General features: G+C 68.7%; 18 protein-coding genes. 14 read left to right on the forward strand and 4 right to left on the reverse strand.

The window, feature by feature from the left end; genetic code table 11:
• Positions 1-73: 73 nt before the first annotated feature.
• Genes OG876_RS12220 through OG876_RS12235 form a run of 4 tightly spaced genes read left to right on the forward strand, consistent with a single transcriptional unit; the run spans position 74 to position 3,525 of the window.
• A complete protein-coding gene (locus tag OG876_RS12220) occupies positions 74-880 on the forward strand; it encodes a PrsW family intramembrane metalloprotease (RefSeq protein ID WP_328524932.1) in 807 nt (268 codons plus the stop codon).
• Positions 877-1,500 (forward strand): helix-turn-helix transcriptional regulator, encoded by a 624-nt coding sequence (locus OG876_RS12225; RefSeq protein ID WP_328524933.1) that lies wholly within the window; start codon positions 877-879, stop codon positions 1,498-1,500. Before OG876_RS12220 ends, OG876_RS12225 begins: the two co-directional genes overlap by 4 nt.
• Complete coding sequence (locus OG876_RS12230; protein WP_328524934.1) at positions 1,484-2,614, forward strand: pyridoxal phosphate-dependent aminotransferase; 1,131 nt, start codon at positions 1,484-1,486, stop codon at positions 2,612-2,614. Before OG876_RS12225 ends, OG876_RS12230 begins: the two co-directional genes overlap by 17 nt.
• Positions 2,611-3,525, forward strand: coding sequence for an ornithine cyclodeaminase family protein (locus tag OG876_RS12235; protein ID WP_328524935.1), 915 nt, complete (start codon positions 2,611-2,613; stop codon positions 3,523-3,525). The genes OG876_RS12230 and OG876_RS12235 overlap by 4 nt, the downstream gene beginning before the upstream one ends.
• Here OG876_RS12235 and cysS read toward each other — a convergent pair.
• Positions 3,515-4,978 (reverse strand): cysteine--tRNA ligase, encoded by a 1,464-nt coding sequence (cysS, locus tag OG876_RS12240; RefSeq protein ID WP_328524936.1) that lies wholly within the window; start codon positions 4,976-4,978, stop codon positions 3,515-3,517. The genes OG876_RS12235 and cysS overlap by 11 nt on opposite strands.
• Before the next feature lie 454 nt (positions 4,979-5,432).
• Here cysS and OG876_RS12245 point away from each other — a divergent pair, with 454 nt between their 5' ends.
• The 3 genes from OG876_RS12245 to OG876_RS12255 all read left to right on the forward strand — a co-directional run bounded on the left by OG876_RS12245 (position 5,433) and on the right by OG876_RS12255 (position 7,370).
• Positions 5,433-6,554 (forward strand): endonuclease, encoded by a 1,122-nt coding sequence (locus tag OG876_RS12245; protein WP_328524937.1) that lies wholly within the window; start codon positions 5,433-5,435, stop codon positions 6,552-6,554.
• Positions 6,555-6,678: 124 nt separating this feature from the next.
• On the forward strand, positions 6,679-6,933 hold the full coding sequence (locus tag OG876_RS12250; protein WP_328524938.1) for a type II toxin-antitoxin system Phd/YefM family antitoxin: 255 nt from the start codon (positions 6,679-6,681) through the stop codon (positions 6,931-6,933).
• Positions 6,930-7,370 carry a type II toxin-antitoxin system VapC family toxin gene (locus tag OG876_RS12255; protein ID WP_328524939.1) on the forward strand — a complete coding sequence of 147 codons (441 nt, stop codon included), beginning with the start codon at positions 6,930-6,932 and terminating at the stop codon, positions 7,368-7,370. The genes OG876_RS12250 and OG876_RS12255 overlap by 4 nt, the downstream gene beginning before the upstream one ends.
• A 6-nt stretch (positions 7,371-7,376) precedes the next feature.
• Here OG876_RS12255 and OG876_RS12260 read toward each other — a convergent pair whose 3' ends face one another.
• Positions 7,377-9,986, reverse strand: a complete 2,610-nt coding sequence (locus OG876_RS12260; protein WP_328524940.1) for an AAA family ATPase — start codon at positions 9,984-9,986, stop codon at positions 7,377-7,379.
• A gap of 188 nt (positions 9,987-10,174) precedes the next feature.
• Here OG876_RS12260 and OG876_RS12265 point away from each other — a divergent pair, with 188 nt between their 5' ends.
• The gene (locus OG876_RS12265; RefSeq protein ID WP_328524941.1) at positions 10,175-11,077 is read left to right on the forward strand and encodes a siderophore-interacting protein; all 903 of its coding nucleotides are present in this window, start codon (positions 10,175-10,177) and stop codon (positions 11,075-11,077) included.
• Here the strand turns inward: OG876_RS12265 and OG876_RS12270 are convergent.
• Positions 11,011-12,072, reverse strand: coding sequence for a hypothetical protein (locus OG876_RS12270; RefSeq protein ID WP_328524942.1), 1,062 nt, complete (start codon positions 12,070-12,072; stop codon positions 11,011-11,013). The genes OG876_RS12265 and OG876_RS12270 overlap by 67 nt on opposite strands.
• Before the next feature lie 144 nt (positions 12,073-12,216).
• On the opposite strand from OG876_RS12270, the gene OG876_RS12275 reads away from it, so the two are divergent.
• The gene (locus OG876_RS12275) at positions 12,217-12,858 is read left to right on the forward strand and encodes a class I SAM-dependent methyltransferase (protein ID WP_328524943.1); all 642 of its coding nucleotides are present in this window, start codon (positions 12,217-12,219) and stop codon (positions 12,856-12,858) included.
• On the opposite strand, the gene OG876_RS12280 is transcribed toward OG876_RS12275, so the two are convergent.
• Positions 12,836-13,552, reverse strand: coding sequence for a hypothetical protein (locus tag OG876_RS12280; RefSeq protein WP_328524944.1), 717 nt, complete (start codon positions 13,550-13,552; stop codon positions 12,836-12,838). The genes OG876_RS12275 and OG876_RS12280 overlap by 23 nt on opposite strands.
• A gap of 38 nt (positions 13,553-13,590) precedes the next feature.
• On the opposite strand from OG876_RS12280, the gene OG876_RS12285 reads away from it, so the two are divergent.
• The 5 genes from OG876_RS12285 (at position 13,591) to OG876_RS12305 (ending at position 19,039) form a co-directional block, all read left to right on the forward strand.
• Complete coding sequence (locus OG876_RS12285; protein ID WP_442914123.1) at positions 13,591-14,490, forward strand: aminoglycoside phosphotransferase family protein; 900 nt, start codon at positions 13,591-13,593, stop codon at positions 14,488-14,490.
• Positions 14,491-14,502: 12 nt separating this feature from the next.
• Positions 14,503-14,961, forward strand: a complete 459-nt coding sequence (locus OG876_RS12290) for a group II truncated hemoglobin (RefSeq protein WP_328524946.1) — start codon at positions 14,503-14,505, stop codon at positions 14,959-14,961.
• Between the two features lie 99 nt (positions 14,962-15,060).
• Positions 15,061-16,116, forward strand: coding sequence for a quaternary amine ABC transporter ATP-binding protein (locus OG876_RS12295; protein ID WP_328524947.1), 1,056 nt, complete (start codon positions 15,061-15,063; stop codon positions 16,114-16,116).
• Entirely contained in the window at positions 16,116-18,086 is a 1,971-nt protein-coding gene (locus OG876_RS12300; RefSeq protein ID WP_328524948.1) for an ABC transporter permease subunit, read from the forward strand. The genes OG876_RS12295 and OG876_RS12300 overlap by 1 nt, the downstream gene beginning before the upstream one ends.
• The gene (locus OG876_RS12305) at positions 18,083-19,039 is read left to right on the forward strand and encodes an ABC transporter substrate-binding protein (protein WP_328524949.1); all 957 of its coding nucleotides are present in this window, start codon (positions 18,083-18,085) and stop codon (positions 19,037-19,039) included. The genes OG876_RS12300 and OG876_RS12305 overlap by 4 nt, the downstream gene beginning before the upstream one ends.
• Positions 19,040-19,088: the final 49 nt, after the last annotated feature.

The raw sequence follows: 19,088 nt of genomic DNA on the forward strand, positions 1-19,088 counted from the left end.
GGCTGCGCCCTGTCCATGAGTGCCGTCCCTGCGACATGGCGCAACCACGCCAGAAACCGGCACCATCGGGCGTATGACCCCAAGAGTGGTGCGCAGGTGGGCTTGGCTCGGCACGTTCCTGATCGGCGCAGGGCTCTACCTGGCAGTGCTCGCCGTCCTCACCGACACCGGAAACCCGAACCTGTTCCCGACCATGATCCTGCTCGGCGCCATGGTCGTCCCGCTGACGTTCGTCACGTTCGCGGACGGCCGATCCGGGCGCTGGCTGATCGACGGCCCGACCCTCGGTGGCTGCCTGTTGTTCGGTGGCGTGGTCGGTGTGGTCGTCGCGGGTCTGCTCGAGTACAAGGCGATGCAGCGGCTGGGCACCCTGCCGATGGTCGGGGTCGGGCTGATCGAGGAGGCCGCCAAGCTGATCGTGCCGGTCATCCTGGTGGTGTTCTTCGGGACCCGGTACCGGACCTCGATCGGCCGCGGCATCGTCATCGGGGTCGCGGTCGGCACCGGGTTCGCCGTACTGGAGACGATGGGCTACGCGTTCGTCGCCCTGCTGCAGTCGAACGGGAGTGTCGGGGCCGCCGAGCAGACGCTGTTCATCCGCGGCCTGCTGTCACCGGCCGGACACGCCGCCTGGACCGGGCTGACCTGCTGGGGTCTGTGGCGGTTCGTGACCGCGCCGTCCGGTCGGCACCTCGCCTTCTTCCTCGCTATGTACGCCGTGGCCGTCGCCCTGCACACCACCTGGGACGGGATCGGCGGCTGGATCACGTACGTGATCGTCGGGGCGATCTCCATCGGCCTGCTGCTCTACGGCCTCAAGCGCGCCCAACGCAGCGACTCTGGACAAACTGTCCAAACTGGACCTATTGTCCCAGCGTGACACCGGAGCAACTGACCCCGATCGGCGAGGCGCTCGCTCGACTCCTGTCGCCGCATGCCGAGGTCGTGCTGCACGACCCGGCCGCCGATGAAGTCGCCGCGATCTGGAACCCGCTGTCCGGGCGGGAGCCGGGCGATCCCTCGCTGCTCGGCGAGCTGGACGAGCTGAGCGCGAGCGGCGCGGACGTCTACGGCCCCTACCCGAAGACGCTGCCCGACGGGCGCCGGCTGTCCAGCGTCAGCGCCGTGATCCGGGCCGACGACGGCAAACCGGCGTACGTGCTGTGTGTGAACGTCGACCGGACCGCCTTCGAGGAGGCGAGCCGGTTGCTGGCCGCGTTCGCCGCGCCGGTCGTGGGGCAGCCGCGGGTGCTGTTCGAGCACGACTGGTCGGAGACCCTCAACGAGATCGTGGCCGGTTACGTCCGGGAGCGCGGCGTGACCGTCGAGCGGTTGAGCCGGACCGACCGCTTGGAGTTGCTCGGCCGGCTCGACGCGGCCGGCGTACTCAGCCAGCGCCGGTCCGTGCCGGCCGTGGCCCGCGCCCTGCGGATCTCCCGGTCCGCGCTCTATCAACTGCTCGCCCAGACCCGGAAGGAGCCGAATGCCGACCCTGCCTGACTTCCGGTTGGAGACCTACTTCGCGCGCTGGGAGTTCAGCGCCCGCTATCACCTGACCGCCTCGGACGCGCAGACGCTGCCGATGTCGGAGCTACTCGCACTGGCCGACGACGACGGCCGGGAGCGGTGGGAGACGCTGGCTCTCGGCTACACCGAGACCCGGGGTCTCCCCGCGTTGCGCGCCGAGATCGCGGCGACCTACTCGGACGCCGGGCCCGAGGACATCCTGTGTTTCGCGGGTGCCGAGGAAGCGATCTACCTCGCGATGCGGACCCTGCTTGAGCCGTCGGACCACGTCGTCGTACTCACGCCGAACTACCAGGCGGCCGAGACGATCCCGCTGTCCGTGTGCGAGGCGACCGGCGTCGCGTTGCGGCCCGAGGACGACTGGGCGCTCGACGTCGACGCGATCGAGCGCGCCCTCCGGCCGAACACCCGGATGGTGTCGGTCAACTTCCCGAACAACCCGACCGGCGCCGTCCCGTCCCTCGACAGCTGGCACCGATTGGTGCAGCTCTGCGACGAACGCGGGATCACGCTCTTCAGCGACGAGGTGTACCGCGGCCTCGAGCTCGAGCTCCCGTCGTTGCCTCAAGCAACCGACCTCTCGGGTACGGCGCTCTCCCTCAACGTGATGTCGAAGGCGTACGGACTGCCCGGCCTGCGGATCGGGTGGATCGCCTGCCGGGACCGCGCCGTCCTCGACAAGCTGGAGCGGGCCAAGCACTACACGACGATCTGCAACTCCGCGCCGAGCGAGGTGCTGGCGTTGATCGCCCTCCGCGCACGCGAGCACCTGCTGGACCGCAACCGCCGGATCGTCGCGGAGAACCTTCCCGTCTTCGTCCGCTTCTTCGCGAGGTATCCCGAGCTCTTCGAGTTCACCCCGCCTGACAGAGGCTGCGTCTGCTTTCCGCGCTACCTCGGTGCCGACGGCGTCGAGGCGATGTGCGCCGAGCTCGTCGAACAGGCCGGCGTACTGCTGCTGCCGTCGAGCATCTACGGCTCCGCACTGACCGAGACCCCGACCGACCGCTTCCGGGTCGGCCTCGGGCGCCGTGATCCCGCGGAGGCTCTCGACGTCTGGGCGACCTGGTTGGAGAAGCGCGGATGACGCTGCCGGTGATCGGTCTCGACGCGATCGCTCGGATCGCGACGCCTGAGGTGGTCTTCGCCGCGGTCCGCGACGCGTTGGTCGCTCACGCCGAGGGGCGTACGTCGGTGCCGGCGCCGATGGTGCTGGAGTTCCCGGACCACGCCGGCGACTGTCACGTGAAGGCCGGGTATGTGGACGGGTCGCCGTACTTCGTGGTGAAGGTCGCGAGCACGTTCGCCTCGGTGAACAACGGGTTGATGCTCGTCGTCGACGCGACCACGGGTGCGCCGGCCGCGGTGCTGGCAGACGAGGGCATGCTGACGGCTTGGCGTACGGCGGCGGTCGGTGCGCTGATTACCGACGCGATGACCCCGGCCGACGTGGACGAGGTCGCCGTACTCGGGACCGGCGAGCAAGCGCGGCTGCAAGTGCAGTGGTTGCGAGAGCTGCGACCACTGCGCAAGGTGCATGTGTGGGGTCGCCGACCCGAGGCTGTCGAGAGCTTGTGTGCGGCATTCGTTGCGGATGGTTTGGACGCTCAGCCTGATGCGCTCAGTGGTGCAGCGTGCGTGATTGCGACGACCGCAGCCCGTGAGCCGTTGCCGGCGGAGCTGTTCCGGTCGGCGATCCACGTGACCGGGGTCGGCACCGACATGCCGGGCAAGGGCGAGTTGCCGGTCGAGGTGTTCGCGGGTGCTTTGGTTGCCACCGACGACCACGCGCAGTGCCTCGACCACGGTGACTTCGGGAACGCGATCCGGGCCGGAGTCGTGACTGAAGACGTCGACCTCGCGGTTGGCGCCGTACTCCGCGACGGCGTGGACCGGACGCGCCGGTCGGTCGCCGATCTGACCGGCATCGGCGCAGCCGACGCAGCGGTCGCGGCTGCGGTCCTGGAGCAGCACATCAAGAGATTGGTCAAGGGGTGATTCTGCTCCAGACCGGGCCGGTCGGTGTGTCCGTGAGCTGAACACCGAGCTCGCTCAGCTCAGCGCGTAAGGCGTCCGCACGAGCCCAGTTCCGGGCCGTGCGGGCTGCCTCGCGTTCAGCGATCAACTCGTCGACAACTGCTTGATCGGACTGAGAGAACTGCTCGGCCGCCGGCTCGACGTCGCCCGGTTCGAGGCGATCGAACGGCAGTCCGAGTACGGCGCCACTGGCGGCCGTGACCACCCGCTGACCGTGCTCGGACAGGACCGCATCGCGCAACGATTCCTGCAGTACGGCAAGCACCCGAGGCGTGTTGAGGTCCGCGCTGATCGCTTGATCGAGCTGGTCGATCACCGCGACCGCGGCCGAGTCGTCGCTCGCCAGCGCGCGAGCTTCCTCGAGGGTGCCGACGGACGGGAGTCGCGCGAGCGCCGCCGTACGGCGGATCAGCCGGCGAAGTGTTGCCTGCGCGCCGGCCAGTCCATCCGTGGTGAACTCCAACTGGGCGCGGTAGTGGCCTCCGAGCAGGAACATCCGGTACGCGAGCGGGTGGAAGCCTTGCTTCTGCAACTCCTGAAGGGTCAGCACAGGGCCGGCCGATTTCGCCATCTTCGCCGCGCCGAGCTGCAGGAATTCGTTGTGCAGCCAGAACCGCACCCACGGCCGGCCGTCGCCCAGATAGGCCTCGCTCTGGGCAATCTCGTTCACGTGATGCAACTGCCGGTGGTCGACTCCGCCGGTGTGGATGTCGAAGTGCTCGCCGAGCAGCTTCATGCTCATCACCGAGCATTCGAGATGCCATCCCGGCGCGCCCCAACCCCAGGGTGAATCCCACCGCATGGCGCGGATCTGACCCGGCGCCTCCGCGCGCCAGAGTGCGAAGTCGGTCTTGGCGCGCCGGCCGAGAACCTGCTCGACCCGAGCCCCCTCGAGTTGGCCGCCGACGTCGACCAGACCGAGCCGGCCGTACCCGGGATCCTTCGAGGTGTCGAAATAGAGGCCCGACGGAATCTCGTACGCGAAACCGCGGTCCACGAGACGCTCCGCGAACGCGATCATCGCGTCGACGTACTGCGTCGCCCGGGGATAGTGGTGAGCGGGCAGGATGTCGAGCGCGTCGAGATCGGCGAAGAACGCCTGGGTGTACATGTCGGCGATCTCTTCGACCGACCTGCGCTCGCGAGCCGCCGCGAGTTCGATCTTGTCGTCACCGAGCTCTGCTTCGGCCACGGCGTGGCCGACATCGGTGATGTTGATGACGTGCTCGACCTGCCAGCCCTTCCACAGCAGGGCCCGGCGCAGGGTGTCGGCAAACGTGTACGCGCGCAGATTGCCGATGTGCGCGAAGCTGTAGACCGTCGGACCACAGCTGTAAAGCTTCACAACGTTGTCCGTGGCCGGCTCGAAGTCTTCGATTCGGCGCCCGAGTGAGTTGTAGAGCCGCAAGGTCACCGCCCGATGCTAGCCCGCGACCGTCCGACCTCGGTGATGGTCCGCTTCCTGCTCAGTGACCGGTCAGTAGTGTGAGACAGCCCTGCTGAGCTGTGGACAATGCGTGCTGGACTGAGTACGGTCCGTAAACGGCGTCCGCACCACGCCACCGCCGGAGGATGGTGAGTCCTCCCCTTGTCGGTGAGGTGCTGCCCGCCAGTAGCGCCTCGCTGGTGGCTGGGCAGAGCAGCCCGCGGCAGTTCGTCGCGGCCTGATGGGGGCCCAGACACCCAGGTGGGGCGGGCGAGCGGCACTCACTCGCTCACCGCCCCACCGGCTCAACCTCTTCACCGGCTGTTCCCACGCCGTGCTGGTTCAGTCTCTTCATCTCGTGTTCGCGCTCGGGATGTTCGGTAGCCGGACGACCTGGGCAGACTGTCAGGCGTCCGGACCCCACCCGCCCCTGGGAGTTGCCGTGCTGAGATCCCGCTTGTTCCGCCCAGCCCTGATCGTCACCGCCGTACTCGCTCTGCTCGGCTTCGGCATCACCCCGTCGAACGCCGCCACGCCCATCACCGTCAGTACGGCGATCGGCCGGCAGGACGGGTCGAGTGCGTCGGTCACGGGCTACGTGGTCGGTCAGCCGACCGCCACCAACACCGTTGTGCGCAGCAACTTCCCGAACGACTTCGCGCTGGCGCTGGCCGACTCGGCAACCCAGACCAGTACGTCGTCGATGCTGTATGTCCAGATCCCGACGGCCTTCCGCGCGTCGTACGGACTGCAGAGCAACCCCGGACTGGTCGGTCAGCAGATCACCGTCACCGGGACACTGACCGCGTACTTCACCCATGCCGGGTTGAAGGACGCGACGGCGTTCAGCGGCGGCGGCTCGTCGGACCCCGGCGATCCGGATGACTACTACGCCGGCGCCGAGGGCAAGACCGGTGCCGCGCTGAAGGCCGCGCTGCACACGATCATCTCGAGCCAGACCAAGCTGACCTACGACCAGGTCTGGACCGCGCTCAAGGACACCGACCAGGACCCGGCCAACAGCAACAACGTGATCGAGATCTACTCCGGCCGCTCGATCGGCAAGAGCGCGAACGGCAGCGCCGCCGACGACTGGAACCGCGAGCACGTCTGGGCCAAGTCCCACGGCGACTTCGGTACGGCGACCGGCCCGGGCACCGACGTCCACCACCTGCGTCCCGAGGACGTGTCGGTGAACGCGGCCCGCGGCAACCTCGACTTCGACAACGGCGGTACGGCGGTCGCCCAGTGCTCGGGCTGCACCGCGGACTCCGACTCCTTCGCCCCGCGTGCCGCGGTCCGCGGCGACATCGCCCGGATGATCTTCTACATGGCCGTCCGCTACGAAGGCGACGACGGCTTCGCGAACCTCGAGGTCAACAACTCGGTCAACAACGGCAGCGCGCCGTACATCGGCAAGCTCTCGGTCCTGAAGGCCTGGGCCGCCGCCGACCCGCCGGACGCCTTCGAGAAGCGCCGCAACGAGGTCATCTACACCACCTACCAACACAACCGAAACCCCTTCATCGACCACCCCGAATGGATCACCTCCATCTGGCCATAACCCATCTGCCCCGCCCTGCCCCACGATCTGCCCTTCGCACCGCCCGTTCTGTGCCTCCACAGTGAGGGAGGCACAGATTGTGGCTAGTATCGAAGGAGGAAAAGTGGCCACAGGAGGACTACTGATGGACATCGGGATCCGGGAGCTCCGGGACGGGCTCAGCCGCCATCTCGCGTCGGTGCGGGAAGGACACACCATCACCGTCACCGACCACGGCAAGCCGATCGCCCGGATCGTGCCGGTGGACGGACCAACAAGATTGCAGCAACTGGTAGCCGAGGGGCACGTTCGGCCGCCACTCCAACCGAAGCGGCCGGCACCGCCACCGATCAAAGCCGAGGGAATCGTCAGCGACCTGATCGGGGACCAACGGCGATGATCTGTTACTTCGACACCTCGGCCTTCGTGCCGCTGCTGATCGATGAAGCGTCGTCACCTGCCTGCCGTCGGCTATGGGAGGAAGCAGACGATGTGATGTCCACTCAGCTGTTGTATGTCGAGGCAGCAGGAGCGCTGGCTCAGGCGGTGCGGTGCAACCGGATCACGGCTGATCAAGAGGCGCGAGCCCTGCGCGTAGTCGACCGGCTTTGGCGCGAGCTGTTTGTCATCGAGCCGACTGAGCCGGTTATTCGCCGAGCGGCGACGCTCACGTCATCGGAGGCGCTCCGTGGCTACGATGCGCTGCATTGCGCCTCGGCCGAGAAGGTCAACGACCGGGACTTGCTCTTCGCGACGGGAGACCGTCAGCTGCTCAAAGCCGGTCAGAATCTCGGGTTCTACGTTGCGGACATCAACGATCCTGAGTTCGTGCAGTAGACGCGGCTAACGGTTCACCGTTCGGCCGCCGTGCTCTCGGGTCGGGCTGAGGGCATGACGGCCGTCTCGGTGGTCGGCGGTGGAGAGTTGGGGTTGGGAGGCGGTGGGGAGGGCTATGCCGGCGTGGGCGGCGGAGTGGCCGAGACGGGTTTGGACCCAGTCTTGGAGGCCGGGGTCGGCGACGGTGATGCGGTCGGCGGACTTGCGGAGGAGGCCGCGGGAGATGAGGCCCTGACCGGCGCTGTCGAGGTCCCAGCGGCCGCGGCCGGGCGGTGCGGACTCGGCCGGCATCGACAACCCGTGCGGACCGCGTACGGCGGCGTTCGCCAGCAACTCCTTCTCCGCGTCGGAGCAGTTGTGCCAGGCGGCTTCGTAGAGCGTCCGTGAGCGGTCGTTCAGCTGGGCCATCGCGGCCTTCGCCACCCCGGAGGTGATCCCGGTCTGCAGGGCGGCCAGCTCGAGCGCAGAGCTTGCCAGGGTGCGAAGGCGGCTGGGATTGCCGTTGGCCGCCTTGACCAGGTTGTCCACAGCCTGCGGTTCGTGCGGGATGCCGGCCTGCCGGAGTGGTTCGGTGAGCGCCTGCCGCAGTTGGGTGTCGGTCAGCGGCGGCACCTCCCGGATGTCGAACCGGTGGGCGACCTTGGTCTCGACACCGGCCTGCCCGCCGGACGCGCCCAGGAGCCGGGTGGTGGCCAGCTCGCCACCAGCCCCGACCAGGAACACCGGCCGGCCCTGCCGCTCAAGGTGCGCGGAGAGTTCGGTCAACGCGACCAGATCCCGGTCCGATGCGACGTCGAGGTTGTCGACCATCAGCAGGATCGGCTCGCCCTTCTCCGCGGCCAGTTGGCCGAGGTGATCGGCGAGCTCGTTCAGCGTGCTGCCGACGGTGTCCCGGGGTGCGTCGTCCCACTGCCGCTTGCCGACGACCTGGAACACACCGGGCGCACCGATCCGCACCTCCACGCCGTTCTGGGCATTCCGGGTCCGCACCGCCAACTCCCCGAGCGCCTTCTTGAGATCGCGGGCCGCGCCGATTCCGAAGCGCTGGCGGAACTTGTCCATGTCCTGGTTGACCGCGCGGATCACCCGGTTCTCCAGGGGTTCGCGCGGTGAGGCGTCCAGCCGGATCGCCGTCCACCCGTTCCGGTCGGCCAGTGCCTGGGTCCGGTCCAGCTCGTGGCTCGTGCCCATGCCGGGCGGACCGGTGAACAGGACCGAGGTCCCTCGCGGGAGCCGCTGGTCGAGCGAGATCGGCCGGCCCAGCTGGTCGGTCCGGATCACCGGGTGGACCGGGTTGCGCGCCGTACCGAACACCTGGCTGACGAGCGCCGCCCGGTCGCCGGTCGGGTGCACCGGCGCGATCCCGGCGCCCTGCCGGGCGGTGCGGGCGAGCTCCTGACCGGCCGGGGTCGGTGCCGCCGGGGTCTGGTCGAGGTAGTCGTTGACCCAGTCCTGGAGGCCGGACTCGGCGATCGTGACGCGTTCGCCGCCGTGCTCGCGGAGCAGGCCGCGGGCGACCAGATCATGGCGCGCCTCGTCGACCGCCTGCCAGCGGCCGGGGCCGGCCACCTGGGTCTCGGCCGGCATCGACAGCCCGTTCGCGCCTTGGGCCGCGACCTTGGCGAGCAGGTCCTTCTGCGCGTCGGTGCAGCGGTTCCACCGGCCCTGGTACAGCACCGCGGACTCGTCGTTGACGCGAGCTGTCGCGGCGGCGGCCGTCGCGATGGTGATCCCGTCGCTGGGATCAGCGAAGGCGACCGCGGTGTCGGCGAGGGTGCGGAGTCGGCTCGGGTCGCCGTTCGCGGCGCGCAGCAGGCTGTCGATCGCCTCGGGCTGGTAGCGGATGCCGGCCTGCTGCAGCGGCACCGTCAGGGCCGGCCGCAGATCATGATCGGCCATCGGCCCCAGTTCGCGGATGTCGAACTGATTGGTGACCGTGGTCGCGATGCCGGACATCCGGTCCGAGGCGGCCATCAGCCGGCTCGTGGCCATCGCACCACCGGCCGCCACCAGCCACACCGGGCGGCCCTGCTGCTCCAGGTGTACGGCGAGCTCGTTCAGCCCGGCCAGGTCCCGCGGCGACGCGGCGTCGATGTTGTCGACCAGCAGCAGCACCCGCTGACCCTTGCTCGCGGCAAGTTCTCCGAGCTGGTCCGCGAAGTCGTTCAGAGTGGTGCCGAGGTTGTCCTGCGGCGTGACGTCCCACTGCCGCTTGCCGATGAACTGCACAGCGCCGGCGCCGACCCGGACCTCGGCGCCGTGCTGGGTGTTGCGGGCGCGCTGGGTCAGGTCACGGACCGTCTTCCGCAGCTTGCGCACCCGCCGCCATCCGAACCGCGCGCGCAGGTTCTCGAGGTCCGCGGAGATCGCGCGGGTGAAGCGGTTCTCCAAGGGATCCCGGGCCGAGGCCTCCACCCGGATCGCCGTCCAGCCGTGCTGGGCCGCGAGCGCCCGGGCCTGATCCAGCTCCCGGGTCTTGCCCATACCGGGTGGCCCGGTGAACAGGATCGCCTTGCTCTCCGGGAGCGGGTCACCGAGCGAGATCGGCCGTCCGAGCCGGTCCGTCCGCGTGACGGTGTACGCCGGGCGCCGCGGCGTACCGAAGACCTGGCTCATTGCACCAGCGTGCGGACCGTAGCCGTCCCCGACACAGGCTGTACATGACCTGCCGGTTAACACTCGACCCCCGCCAGCTGAACCACCGACCGCCGCCGAACCGGCCTACCGCCCCGGCCCGATCGTTGAGTGGGTGGGTTAACCTCGGTTAGGTAAACCTAACTTCCGCCCGAGAGGACTGTGGTCGCGTGACCAGCCCCGCACCCCGCCGTAACCGCGTCTGCAAGCGCGCCGTCGTCCAACGGACCGAGCGGATCACCCCGCACATGATCCGGGTCGTGCTGACCTCCGAGGACTTCGTGGACAACGGCACCACCGACCACTACGTGAAGCTCCTGTTCGGCAAGCCCGGCGTCGAGTACCCGGAGCCGCTGGACATGGGCGTAGTTCGCGAGACGTTCCCGGCCGAGCACTGGCCGACGATGCGGACGTACACGGTGCGGAGCTGGGACGAGGACAGCAAGGAGTTGACCATCGACTTCGTGTACCACGGCGACGAAGGTGTGGCTGGTCCGTGGGCTGCGGCGGCGAAGCCCGGCGATGTGCTGTGGTTCAACGGTCCGGGTGGTGCATACGCGCCGGACGAGGCCGCTGACTGGCACCTGCTGGTGGGTGACGAGAGCGCCCTGCCGGCGATCGGCGCCGCCGTCGAGCAGTTGCGTCCGGGCGCACGGGCGACCGTTCTGCTCGAAGTGGAGGACGAGACCGAGGAGCAGAAGTTCGGCGGCTCGGGCGAGGTCGACGTGACCTTCTTCCACCGCGCAGGCAGCGACACCGCCCGTGGCGACAGTCTGGTCGCCGCAGTCGCGGCACTCGACTTCCCTTCCGGCGATCCGCATATCTTCGTCCACGGCGAAGCCGGCTTCGTCTTCCGCATCCGCCAGAACCTCTTCACCGACCGCGGCCTCCCCGCGACCGCGTCTCCCTCTCCGGCTACTGGCGCCTCGGCAAGAACGAGGACGGCTGGCAGGCCGAGAAGGCGGAGACCTCCCGCAAGGAGCGAGAAGCCACCGCCTCCTGACGATCAGAGACCGCGGATGGAGAAGGTCTTGCTGATGCCCAACTGGAAGCGGCCGCAGGCCGCGAAGTAGACCCGGTACGGGATCAGCCCCTTGTAGGCCGGCTGGGCGAACACTGTGAACCGCCCGCTCGTCCGGACCACGCCGGTGCTGACACCACGCCACTGGCTCGCGCCGTAGAGGCGCTGCAGTAGCACCGGGCAAGGCGCCGGCGCGCCGAGAACGTTGCCGGTGACCGGGACGATCGCGCCGACCGGGGCACTGGTCTTCGAAGGCACTGCCGAGACGATCCCGGGCCGGGCGACGAAGAGCCGCAGACTGGCGATTTCCACCTGGTTGCCGGGGATCCGCAGGCAGACGAGGGCGTCCGCGGCCGAGGCCGGGTAGGCCTTGGAGACGATCCCGCTCGTGCTGGTGTACGGCAGGTCCCCGCCAACGTTCTGGTCGCACTGGTTGTCGGTGCCGAGCAGGACCCGGATCCTCGTGCCGTAGGGCTTTCCGGTCGCCGCGTTCGTGACCGCCCAGGTGATCGTGAACCCGGAGCCGAAGGGCACGATCCCCGGAGTTACCTTGGCGGTGATCCTCGGCAGGTTGGAACCGGTCACCGTCAGGGTCGGCCCGGCGACCGGCGTCGGATCGGGCGGCATGGGTCCGGACTCGTACACGGCGTGCGGCCCGGTCGTCACGCCGATCACGGTGAATTTCCCGTTGGCCGTGGACGGAACGTACACCGGCCCGGCCCACTCGCCGTTCTGTGTGGTGCCGGACACTCGCGGCAGATCGGTCGACAAAAGGATGATCGGCGTGCCGCTGCCGGATGTCCGTTGGAGCCAGACATTCAGCGGCATGTCGGCCAGGCTCGGATCGGTGGAGTCGTAGCCACCCTTGACCCGGACTTGCACGGGCACCGTATTGAGACCGGACACCGCGACCGAAGTTCGGCTCAGCGTCACACCAGTCACTTGGAGCTTGGGATCCGGATCAGCCTGCACAGCAGGTGCGCCGACGAGTTGGACCCCCACCACAGACGCTGCCAGCAGCGCCACCAAAACCTGTCTAGTCCACATCTCCGGAGCGTGGCACGTCCGCCCTGCGAAGGACAGGTCTCGCGGGCCGGTGCTTTCCAACCATTGACCGCGTGCCGCGTCGTACCGGGCATGGTTGAGGATCCTGCTTCGTTCGATCGGTTTGCGGCGGCGTACGACCGGTTCGTGAGTTTGCAGCCTGGACAGCACGTGGAGTGGGTGGCTGGGCTCGGGTTGCGTGGGGAGCGGGCGCTCGATGTGGGCTGTGGTTCCGGGCATGCGGCCGAGCGGCTGGCTGCGCAGTACGACGAGGTGCTTGGTGTCGACCTGAGTGAGCCAATGATCGAGCTGGCCCGGACCAAGCGGTCCAAGCCGAACGTCGAGTACCGGGTGGACGACGTTTTCGCGGTGGACGACGACGGCTTCGATCTCGTCTACAGCCACACGATGATGCATCACCTGCCCAACTACCGGGCCGGCCTCCAGCACCTCAAGGCTCTGGTTCGCCCGGGTGGGACGGTCGCGGTGGTGGACAACGTGTGCGATCGCTACCCGACTCCGCCGGGGAGGATGTACCTGCTCGGCGCCTGGCTGGGATTCCCGCGGCAGATCGGGCGGCTGGGGTTGCGGGACGCGTGGTTCGAGTTCCGGTTCTGGCACAGCAAGCCGTGGCTCGACCACCTGCGGAGCGACCGGTACCTGTCGCGGTCGCAGTTCCGCGAGATCTACGACAGCGTCTTCCCGGGTGCGCAGTACACCGACCTCGGGTTCGCCCTCGCGATGCGCTGGACCGACGGTCGCGGCGTCAGTGGGGCTTTCGGCGCGTGAGTACGTCGATCAACGTGTCCGGCTGATTGGTCGGCAGGACCCAGTCCTCGCCCGACGCCTGCAGGATGACGGCCGGTCCAGGAGTGGCAACCGCGTGGTTCACCGCGATCGGGAACTTGAGCCGCTCGGCCCCCGACAGCGAGAACTCGAAGGTCCCTGTCACCTCGGCCAGCGGATAGGTCCGGAACTGCTGCTCCGACCGCGGGACCGGATGCGACTGAATCGTTACCGAGTCCGCCCCGACCAGCACCGCGGCCAACGGTAGTCCGCGCAGCCGGAAGACCAGCTCGTACGGCGTATCCGCCAGCTCAGGTACGACGGGCACCAGCAGCACGCGATCGGCGTACCGGGCCAGAGCCAGACCGCCGACCACGCCAACGATGAGCGCAGGCAGCGCGAGGATCGCCGGCCACCAGACGCCCGTCACCAGCGGGAACAGCGTCACGACCAGCCCGGCGATGCCGCCGTACAGTCCGCCGACGCCCATCCACCAGCGCGGCTGATAGCGGTGCCGCCGCCGCAGAATCCAGCCGAGCACGAGCATGCCGGCCGGTACGACGCACCCGATCCAGGCCGCGGCCGGCCCGGTCGAGCTGATCCATGCGACGAACCCGAGCAACACCAACGGGATCCCCAGATAAATGACCGCCACCACGCGCTGCACCCGCCGATGCCTGCGCTCCACTTCGCTCACAGGGAAAACCCAAGCACATCGCGGCCGAACGACCTACTGTGCCGAGAGTGATCGAGATTCCCACGAAGCTGATCAAGAACCACGGCGAGCAGTCGGCCGAGTGGCTGGCGGGGTTGCCTGGGGATGCTGCGAAGTACCTCGACCGGTGGCAGTTGACGGTGACGGGTGAGCCGCTGAGTGGTGAGGCCTCGCTGATCCTGCCCGTCGTACGGCGGAATGGCGCCGAGGCGATGCTCAAGCTCCAGCCGGTGAACGGCGAAAGCGATGGCGAGGCCCTCGCCCTCCGGACCTGGAACCACGATGATGTCGTCGAAGTCTTCGAGGACGACCCCGAGACGTCGACTCTCCTGCTCGAGCGACTCGAGCCGCGCACGTTGGACGACCTGCCCGACCACGTCGAGGCGACGCGACTTCTGGCCGAGCTTCTGGTCCGGCTCAGCGCCGTGCCCGCTCCGCCCGGGATCCGGCAGCTCGCGGACATCGCCGGCGCCATGGTCGAGGACGCGCCCGGTCTGATCCCCCGGCTGGCCGATCCGGCCGAGCAGCGGCTGGTACGGCGGTTCGCCGCTCAGGTGACCGAGCTCCTGCCGGAGTCCGGTGACCGGCTGCTGCACTGGGACCTGCACTACCTCAACGTGATGGCCGCGAAGCGGAAGCCGTGGTTGGTCATCGATCCCAAGCCGCTGGCGGGGGACCCGGCCTTCGAGGTCTTCCCGGTGCTGTGGAACCGGTGGGACGACCTGGTCGCGACCGGCGACCTGCCGCGGGCGATCCGGGATCGCTTCGATCTGATGCTCGAGATCACCGGGATCGATCGGGACCGCGCGCTCGGCTGGACGGCCGGCCGCATCCTGCAGAACGTGCTGTGGTTCGTCGAGGACGGCGCGACCCGGCTGGAATTGGAGCTCGCGGCGATCTCGACTGCCCTCTACGTGTGATTACATGATTACGTGAGTACTCCGACGCTGTACGAATGGGCCGGCGGGCATGAGGCGCTGCGGCGGTTGACCGAGGTCTTCTACGACAAGGTGCTCGAGGACCCGGTGCTTGCGCCGGTGTTCGCGCACATGAGCGACCAGCATCGCGAGCACGTGGCGATCTGGCTGGGTGAGGTGTTCCGCGGTCCCAGCCGCTACACCGACGAGCTCGGCGGCTACCCGGCGATGCTGTCGCACCACATCGGTCTCGCGCTGACCGAGGAGCAGCGGTCCCGTTGGGCAGCGCTGATCGCCCAGAGCGCGGACCCGGCCGGGTTGCCGGACGACCCGGAGTTCCGCTCGGCCTTCGTCGCCTACGTCGAGTGGGGGACACGGATCGCCCTCGCCAACTCCCAGCCCGGCGCGACCCCGCCCCCGAAGGCCCCGGTCCCCCACTGGGGCTGGGGCGAAGCCCCGCCCTACCAGCCATAGTTGACCTGACAGACACCCGGGGACACGCCGCGGGACTGGGGGTTGGATACAGTCGCGGTTCACGACGAAACCGCGTGGCGGGGATGCGAGGGTGAACCTGTGACCGCTCAGCTCGAGTATCCCGGGATCCAGGACGACGACGCGCTGCTGTCCATCCAGGGCCTGTGGAAAGTGTTCGGCCCGAAGGCGCAGCGCGTCCCGCACCGGCCCGACCTCGCGTCCCTCGACCGCGCCACCCTGTACGCCAAGACCGGCTGTACGGCGGCCGTCCGCGACCTCAGCTTCGACGTCGCGCCCGGCGAAGTGTTCGTGGTGATGGGCCTCAGCGGCTCCGGCAAGTCGACGCTGGTGCGTTGTCTCACGCGTTTGATCGAGCCGACCGCCGGCAGTCTGTTCTTCGAGGGCGAGGACCTGCGCGCGGCCGACGAGAAGCGGCTGCGGGCGTTGCGGCGGAGCAAGTTCTCGATGGTGTTCCAGCACTTCGGGCTGCTGCCGCACCGCAAGGTGATCGACAACGTCTCGTACGGCCTGGAGATCCGCGGCGAGAGCAAGCCGGACCGGCGCCGGCGCGCCCAGGAGGTCATCGACCTGGTCGGCCTGGCCGGCAACGAGCAGCTCTACCCCGAGCAACTCTCCGGCGGCATGCAGCAGCGGGTCGGCCTGGCCCGTGCCCTCGCCAACGATCCCGACGTCCTGCTCTTCGACGAACCGTTCTCCGCGCTCGACCCGCTGATCCGCCGCGAGATGCAGACCGAGGTCGTCCGGCTGCACCGCGAGGTCGGCAAGACGATGGTGTTCATCACCCACGACCTGTCCGAGGCGCTCAAGCTGGGCGACCGGATCCTGCTGATGCGCGACGGCGCCGCGGTCCAGTTCGGCACCGGCGACGAGTTGGTCGGGGCACCGGCCGACGACTACGTCCGCGAGTTCGTGCGGGACGTGCACCGGCCCGATGTCCTCACCTTGCGCTGGATCGTCCGCGAACCGCGCCCGGAGGAGCCGCTGGACGGCCCCGAGCTCGGCCCGGACGTCCTGGTACGCGAGGCCACCCGGCTCGTGCTCGAGTCGGACCGCCCGGTCAAGGTCGTCGCGGACGGCACGCTGCTGGGTGTGATCAGCGACGAGGAGATCCTCGCCGTCGTCGCGGACGCCTGATGGCCGCCATCACCAGCGACGTCCATGTCGAGGTACGCCGGCCCCGGCGCAGTGTGGTCGTCGGCGTCCTACTCGTCGTCTGGGTTGCGGCGTACTTCGTTCTGCGCGGCATCGACAACCTCGTGCTCGGCGGTCAGGAGACGACCGCGTTCCACCGCTGGCTGACCGACCACCGCGACGATGTCGGCCAGGGCAACGCCGTCTTCGACGCGATCCGGGTGGGCGTCGACCACCTGGTCGTCCTGCTGCAGAACCTGATCTCCCAGCCGTCGTACGACCGGCCGGTCCCGGTGATCGGCTGGCTCGGGGTCGTCGCGCTGGCGGCGTACCTGGCCTGGGCGTTCGGCACCTGGAAGGTCGCGCTGCTGGCCGCGGCCGGGCTGGTGTTCGTCGGGTTGCAGGGGTTGTGGCAGGAGAGCATGGACACGCTCGCGCTGACGATCGCGGCCGTGCTGCTGTCGCTGCTGGTGGCGATCCCGCTCGGGATCTGGGCCGGTCTGTCGAATCGCGCGTTCCGGGTCGCGACGCTGCTCCTCGATCTGATGCAGACGCTGCCGACGTTCGTGTACCTCGCGCCGCTGGTGTTGTTCTTCGCGATCGGCCCGGCCGCGGCCACGATCGCGACAGTGATCTACGCCGCGCCGCCGGCCGTCCGGCTGACCGCGCATGCGATCCGCTCCGTCCCGCCGGAGAGCGTCGAGGCGGCCCGGTCGCTCGGATCCACCCGTGGTCAGACGCTGACCAAGGTGCTGCTGCCGATGTCGCGGTCGACCGTTGTCGTGGGCATCAACCAGACGATCATGGCCGCGCTGTCGATGGTGACCGTGGCCGCGCTGATCGACGCGCCCGGTCTCGGCCAGACCGTGCTGAAGGCGCTGCAGACGCTGGACGTCGGCGTCGCGTTCAACGCCGGCCTGGCGATCGTGGTGCTCGCGATCGTGCTCGACCGCGTCACCACCGCGGCCGGCGACCGCCCCTGGCGTACGGCGAGTGTGCGCCGGAGGATCCTGCTCGGCGCGGGAGCGGTCGCTGTGCTGGTCGCGATCTGGTTCTCCCGGACCTACGTGTGGGCGGCGGACTTCCCGTCCGGTGCGAACATCGGTTCGCGGATCGCGGTGATCGCCACCGACGTGACGAACTGGGTGCAGGATGTCTTCGGCGGGTTCACGTACGGCGTCCGGGACGCCGTCACCAACGGTGTGCTCAACCCGCTCGAGGCCCTGCTGACGGGATCGCCTTGGTGGCTCGTGACCGCGGTCGCCGTCGCGGTCGCCGCCGTACTCGGTGGTTGGCGGGGGGCGGTCCCGGCCGCGGTGTGCTCGGGGTTGCTGGTCGCGACCGGTCTCTGGCACGACAGCATGATCACGCTGGCCTCGACGCTGCTCGCGACCGTCGTGGTCGTCGCCGCCGGTGTTGCGCTCGGAGTATGGGCCGGGCGCAACCGGCGGATCGACACCTGGATCCGGCCGGTGCTGGACGCCGGGCAGACGATGCCGCCGTTCGTGTATCTGGTGCCGTTCCTGGCGTTGTTCGGCACCAGCCGGTTCACGGCGATCGCGGCCGCCGTCGTGTACGCCGTACCCGTCACCACCAAGATCGTTGCCGACGGCATCAGGGCGGTGCCGGTCGCGACCGTCGAGGCGGCCAACTCGGTCGGCTCGAGCAGCTGGCAGGTGATCAGCAAGGTGCAGCTGCCGGTGGCCCGGCGGGCGATCACACTGGCAGTCAACCAGGGCCTGATCTACGTACTCGCGATGGTCGTCGTCGGCGGTCTGGTCGGGGCCGGCGCGCTCGGGTACGACGTGGCCGCGGGCTTCGCGCAGAGCGAGTTGTACGGCAAGGGCCTGGCGGCCGGGCTGGCGATCGTCCTGCTGGGCGTGCTGCTCGACCGGGTGACGCAGGCGGCGGCCCGCCGTACCCACAGATTCCAAGGCTCTACTCAATTCAAAAGCATGGGAGACAAGCGGTGAAGAAGCTCCGGTACGCCGGTGTCCTGACGGCGGTGGCGCTGGCCCTGTCCGGTTGCGGTGGCGCGAAGGTCGGCGAAGACAAGCCGGCTGTCGCCGCCGGCAAGGACTGCGGGACCTTCAACCTGACTGTCAGCCCGTGGGTCGGGTACGAGGCGAACGCGGCCGTGGTCGCGTACGTGGCGACCCAGGATCTCGGCTGCAAGGTGGTGAAGAAGGACCTGAAGGAAGAGATCGCCTGGCAGGGCTTCAGCACCGGCGAGGTCGACGTGAACCTCGAGAACTGGGGCCACGAGGACCTGAAGAAGAAGTACATCACCGACCAGAAGGTCGCGGTCGAGGCCGGCTCCACCGGCGTCAAAGGCGTGATCGGGTGGTACGTGCCGCCGTGGATGGCGCAGCAGTACCCGGACATCACCGACTGGAACAACCTGAACAAGTACGCCGCGTTGTTCAAGACCTCGGAGTCCGGCGGCAAGGGACAGTTGCTCGACGGCGACCCGTCGTACGTGACGAACGACGAGGCGCTGGTGAAGAACCTGGCGCTGAACTACAAGGTCGTGCAGAGCGGCAGTGAGACCGCGCTGATCCAGGCGTTCCGGGACGCGGAGAAGAACAAGAAGCCGCTGCTCGCGTACTTCTACGAGCCGCAGTGGTTCTTCAACGAGGTCAAGCTGGTCAAGGTCGAGCTGCCCGCGTACAAGACCGGCTGCGACACCGACCCGGCCAAGGTCGCCTGCGACTACCCGCCGTACGACCTGGACAAGATCGTCTCGAAGAAGTTCGCCGACTCCGGCAGCCCGGCGTACAACCTGGTCAAGAACTTCAAGTGGACCAACGAGGACCAGAACGCGGTGGCCCGGATGATCGCGGTCGACAAGATGACCCCCGACGCGGCCGCGGAGAAGTGGGTCAAGGACAACCAGTCGAAGGTCGACGCCTGGCTCGGGAAATAGCTCTGAAGCGCCCTTGAGCTTGTTCTCACGGGCCGGGGGCAACTATCAC

Source organism: Kribbella sp. NBC_00359 (assembly GCF_036097425.1).
Lineage (GTDB): Bacteria > Actinomycetota > Actinomycetes > Propionibacteriales > Kribbellaceae > Kribbella.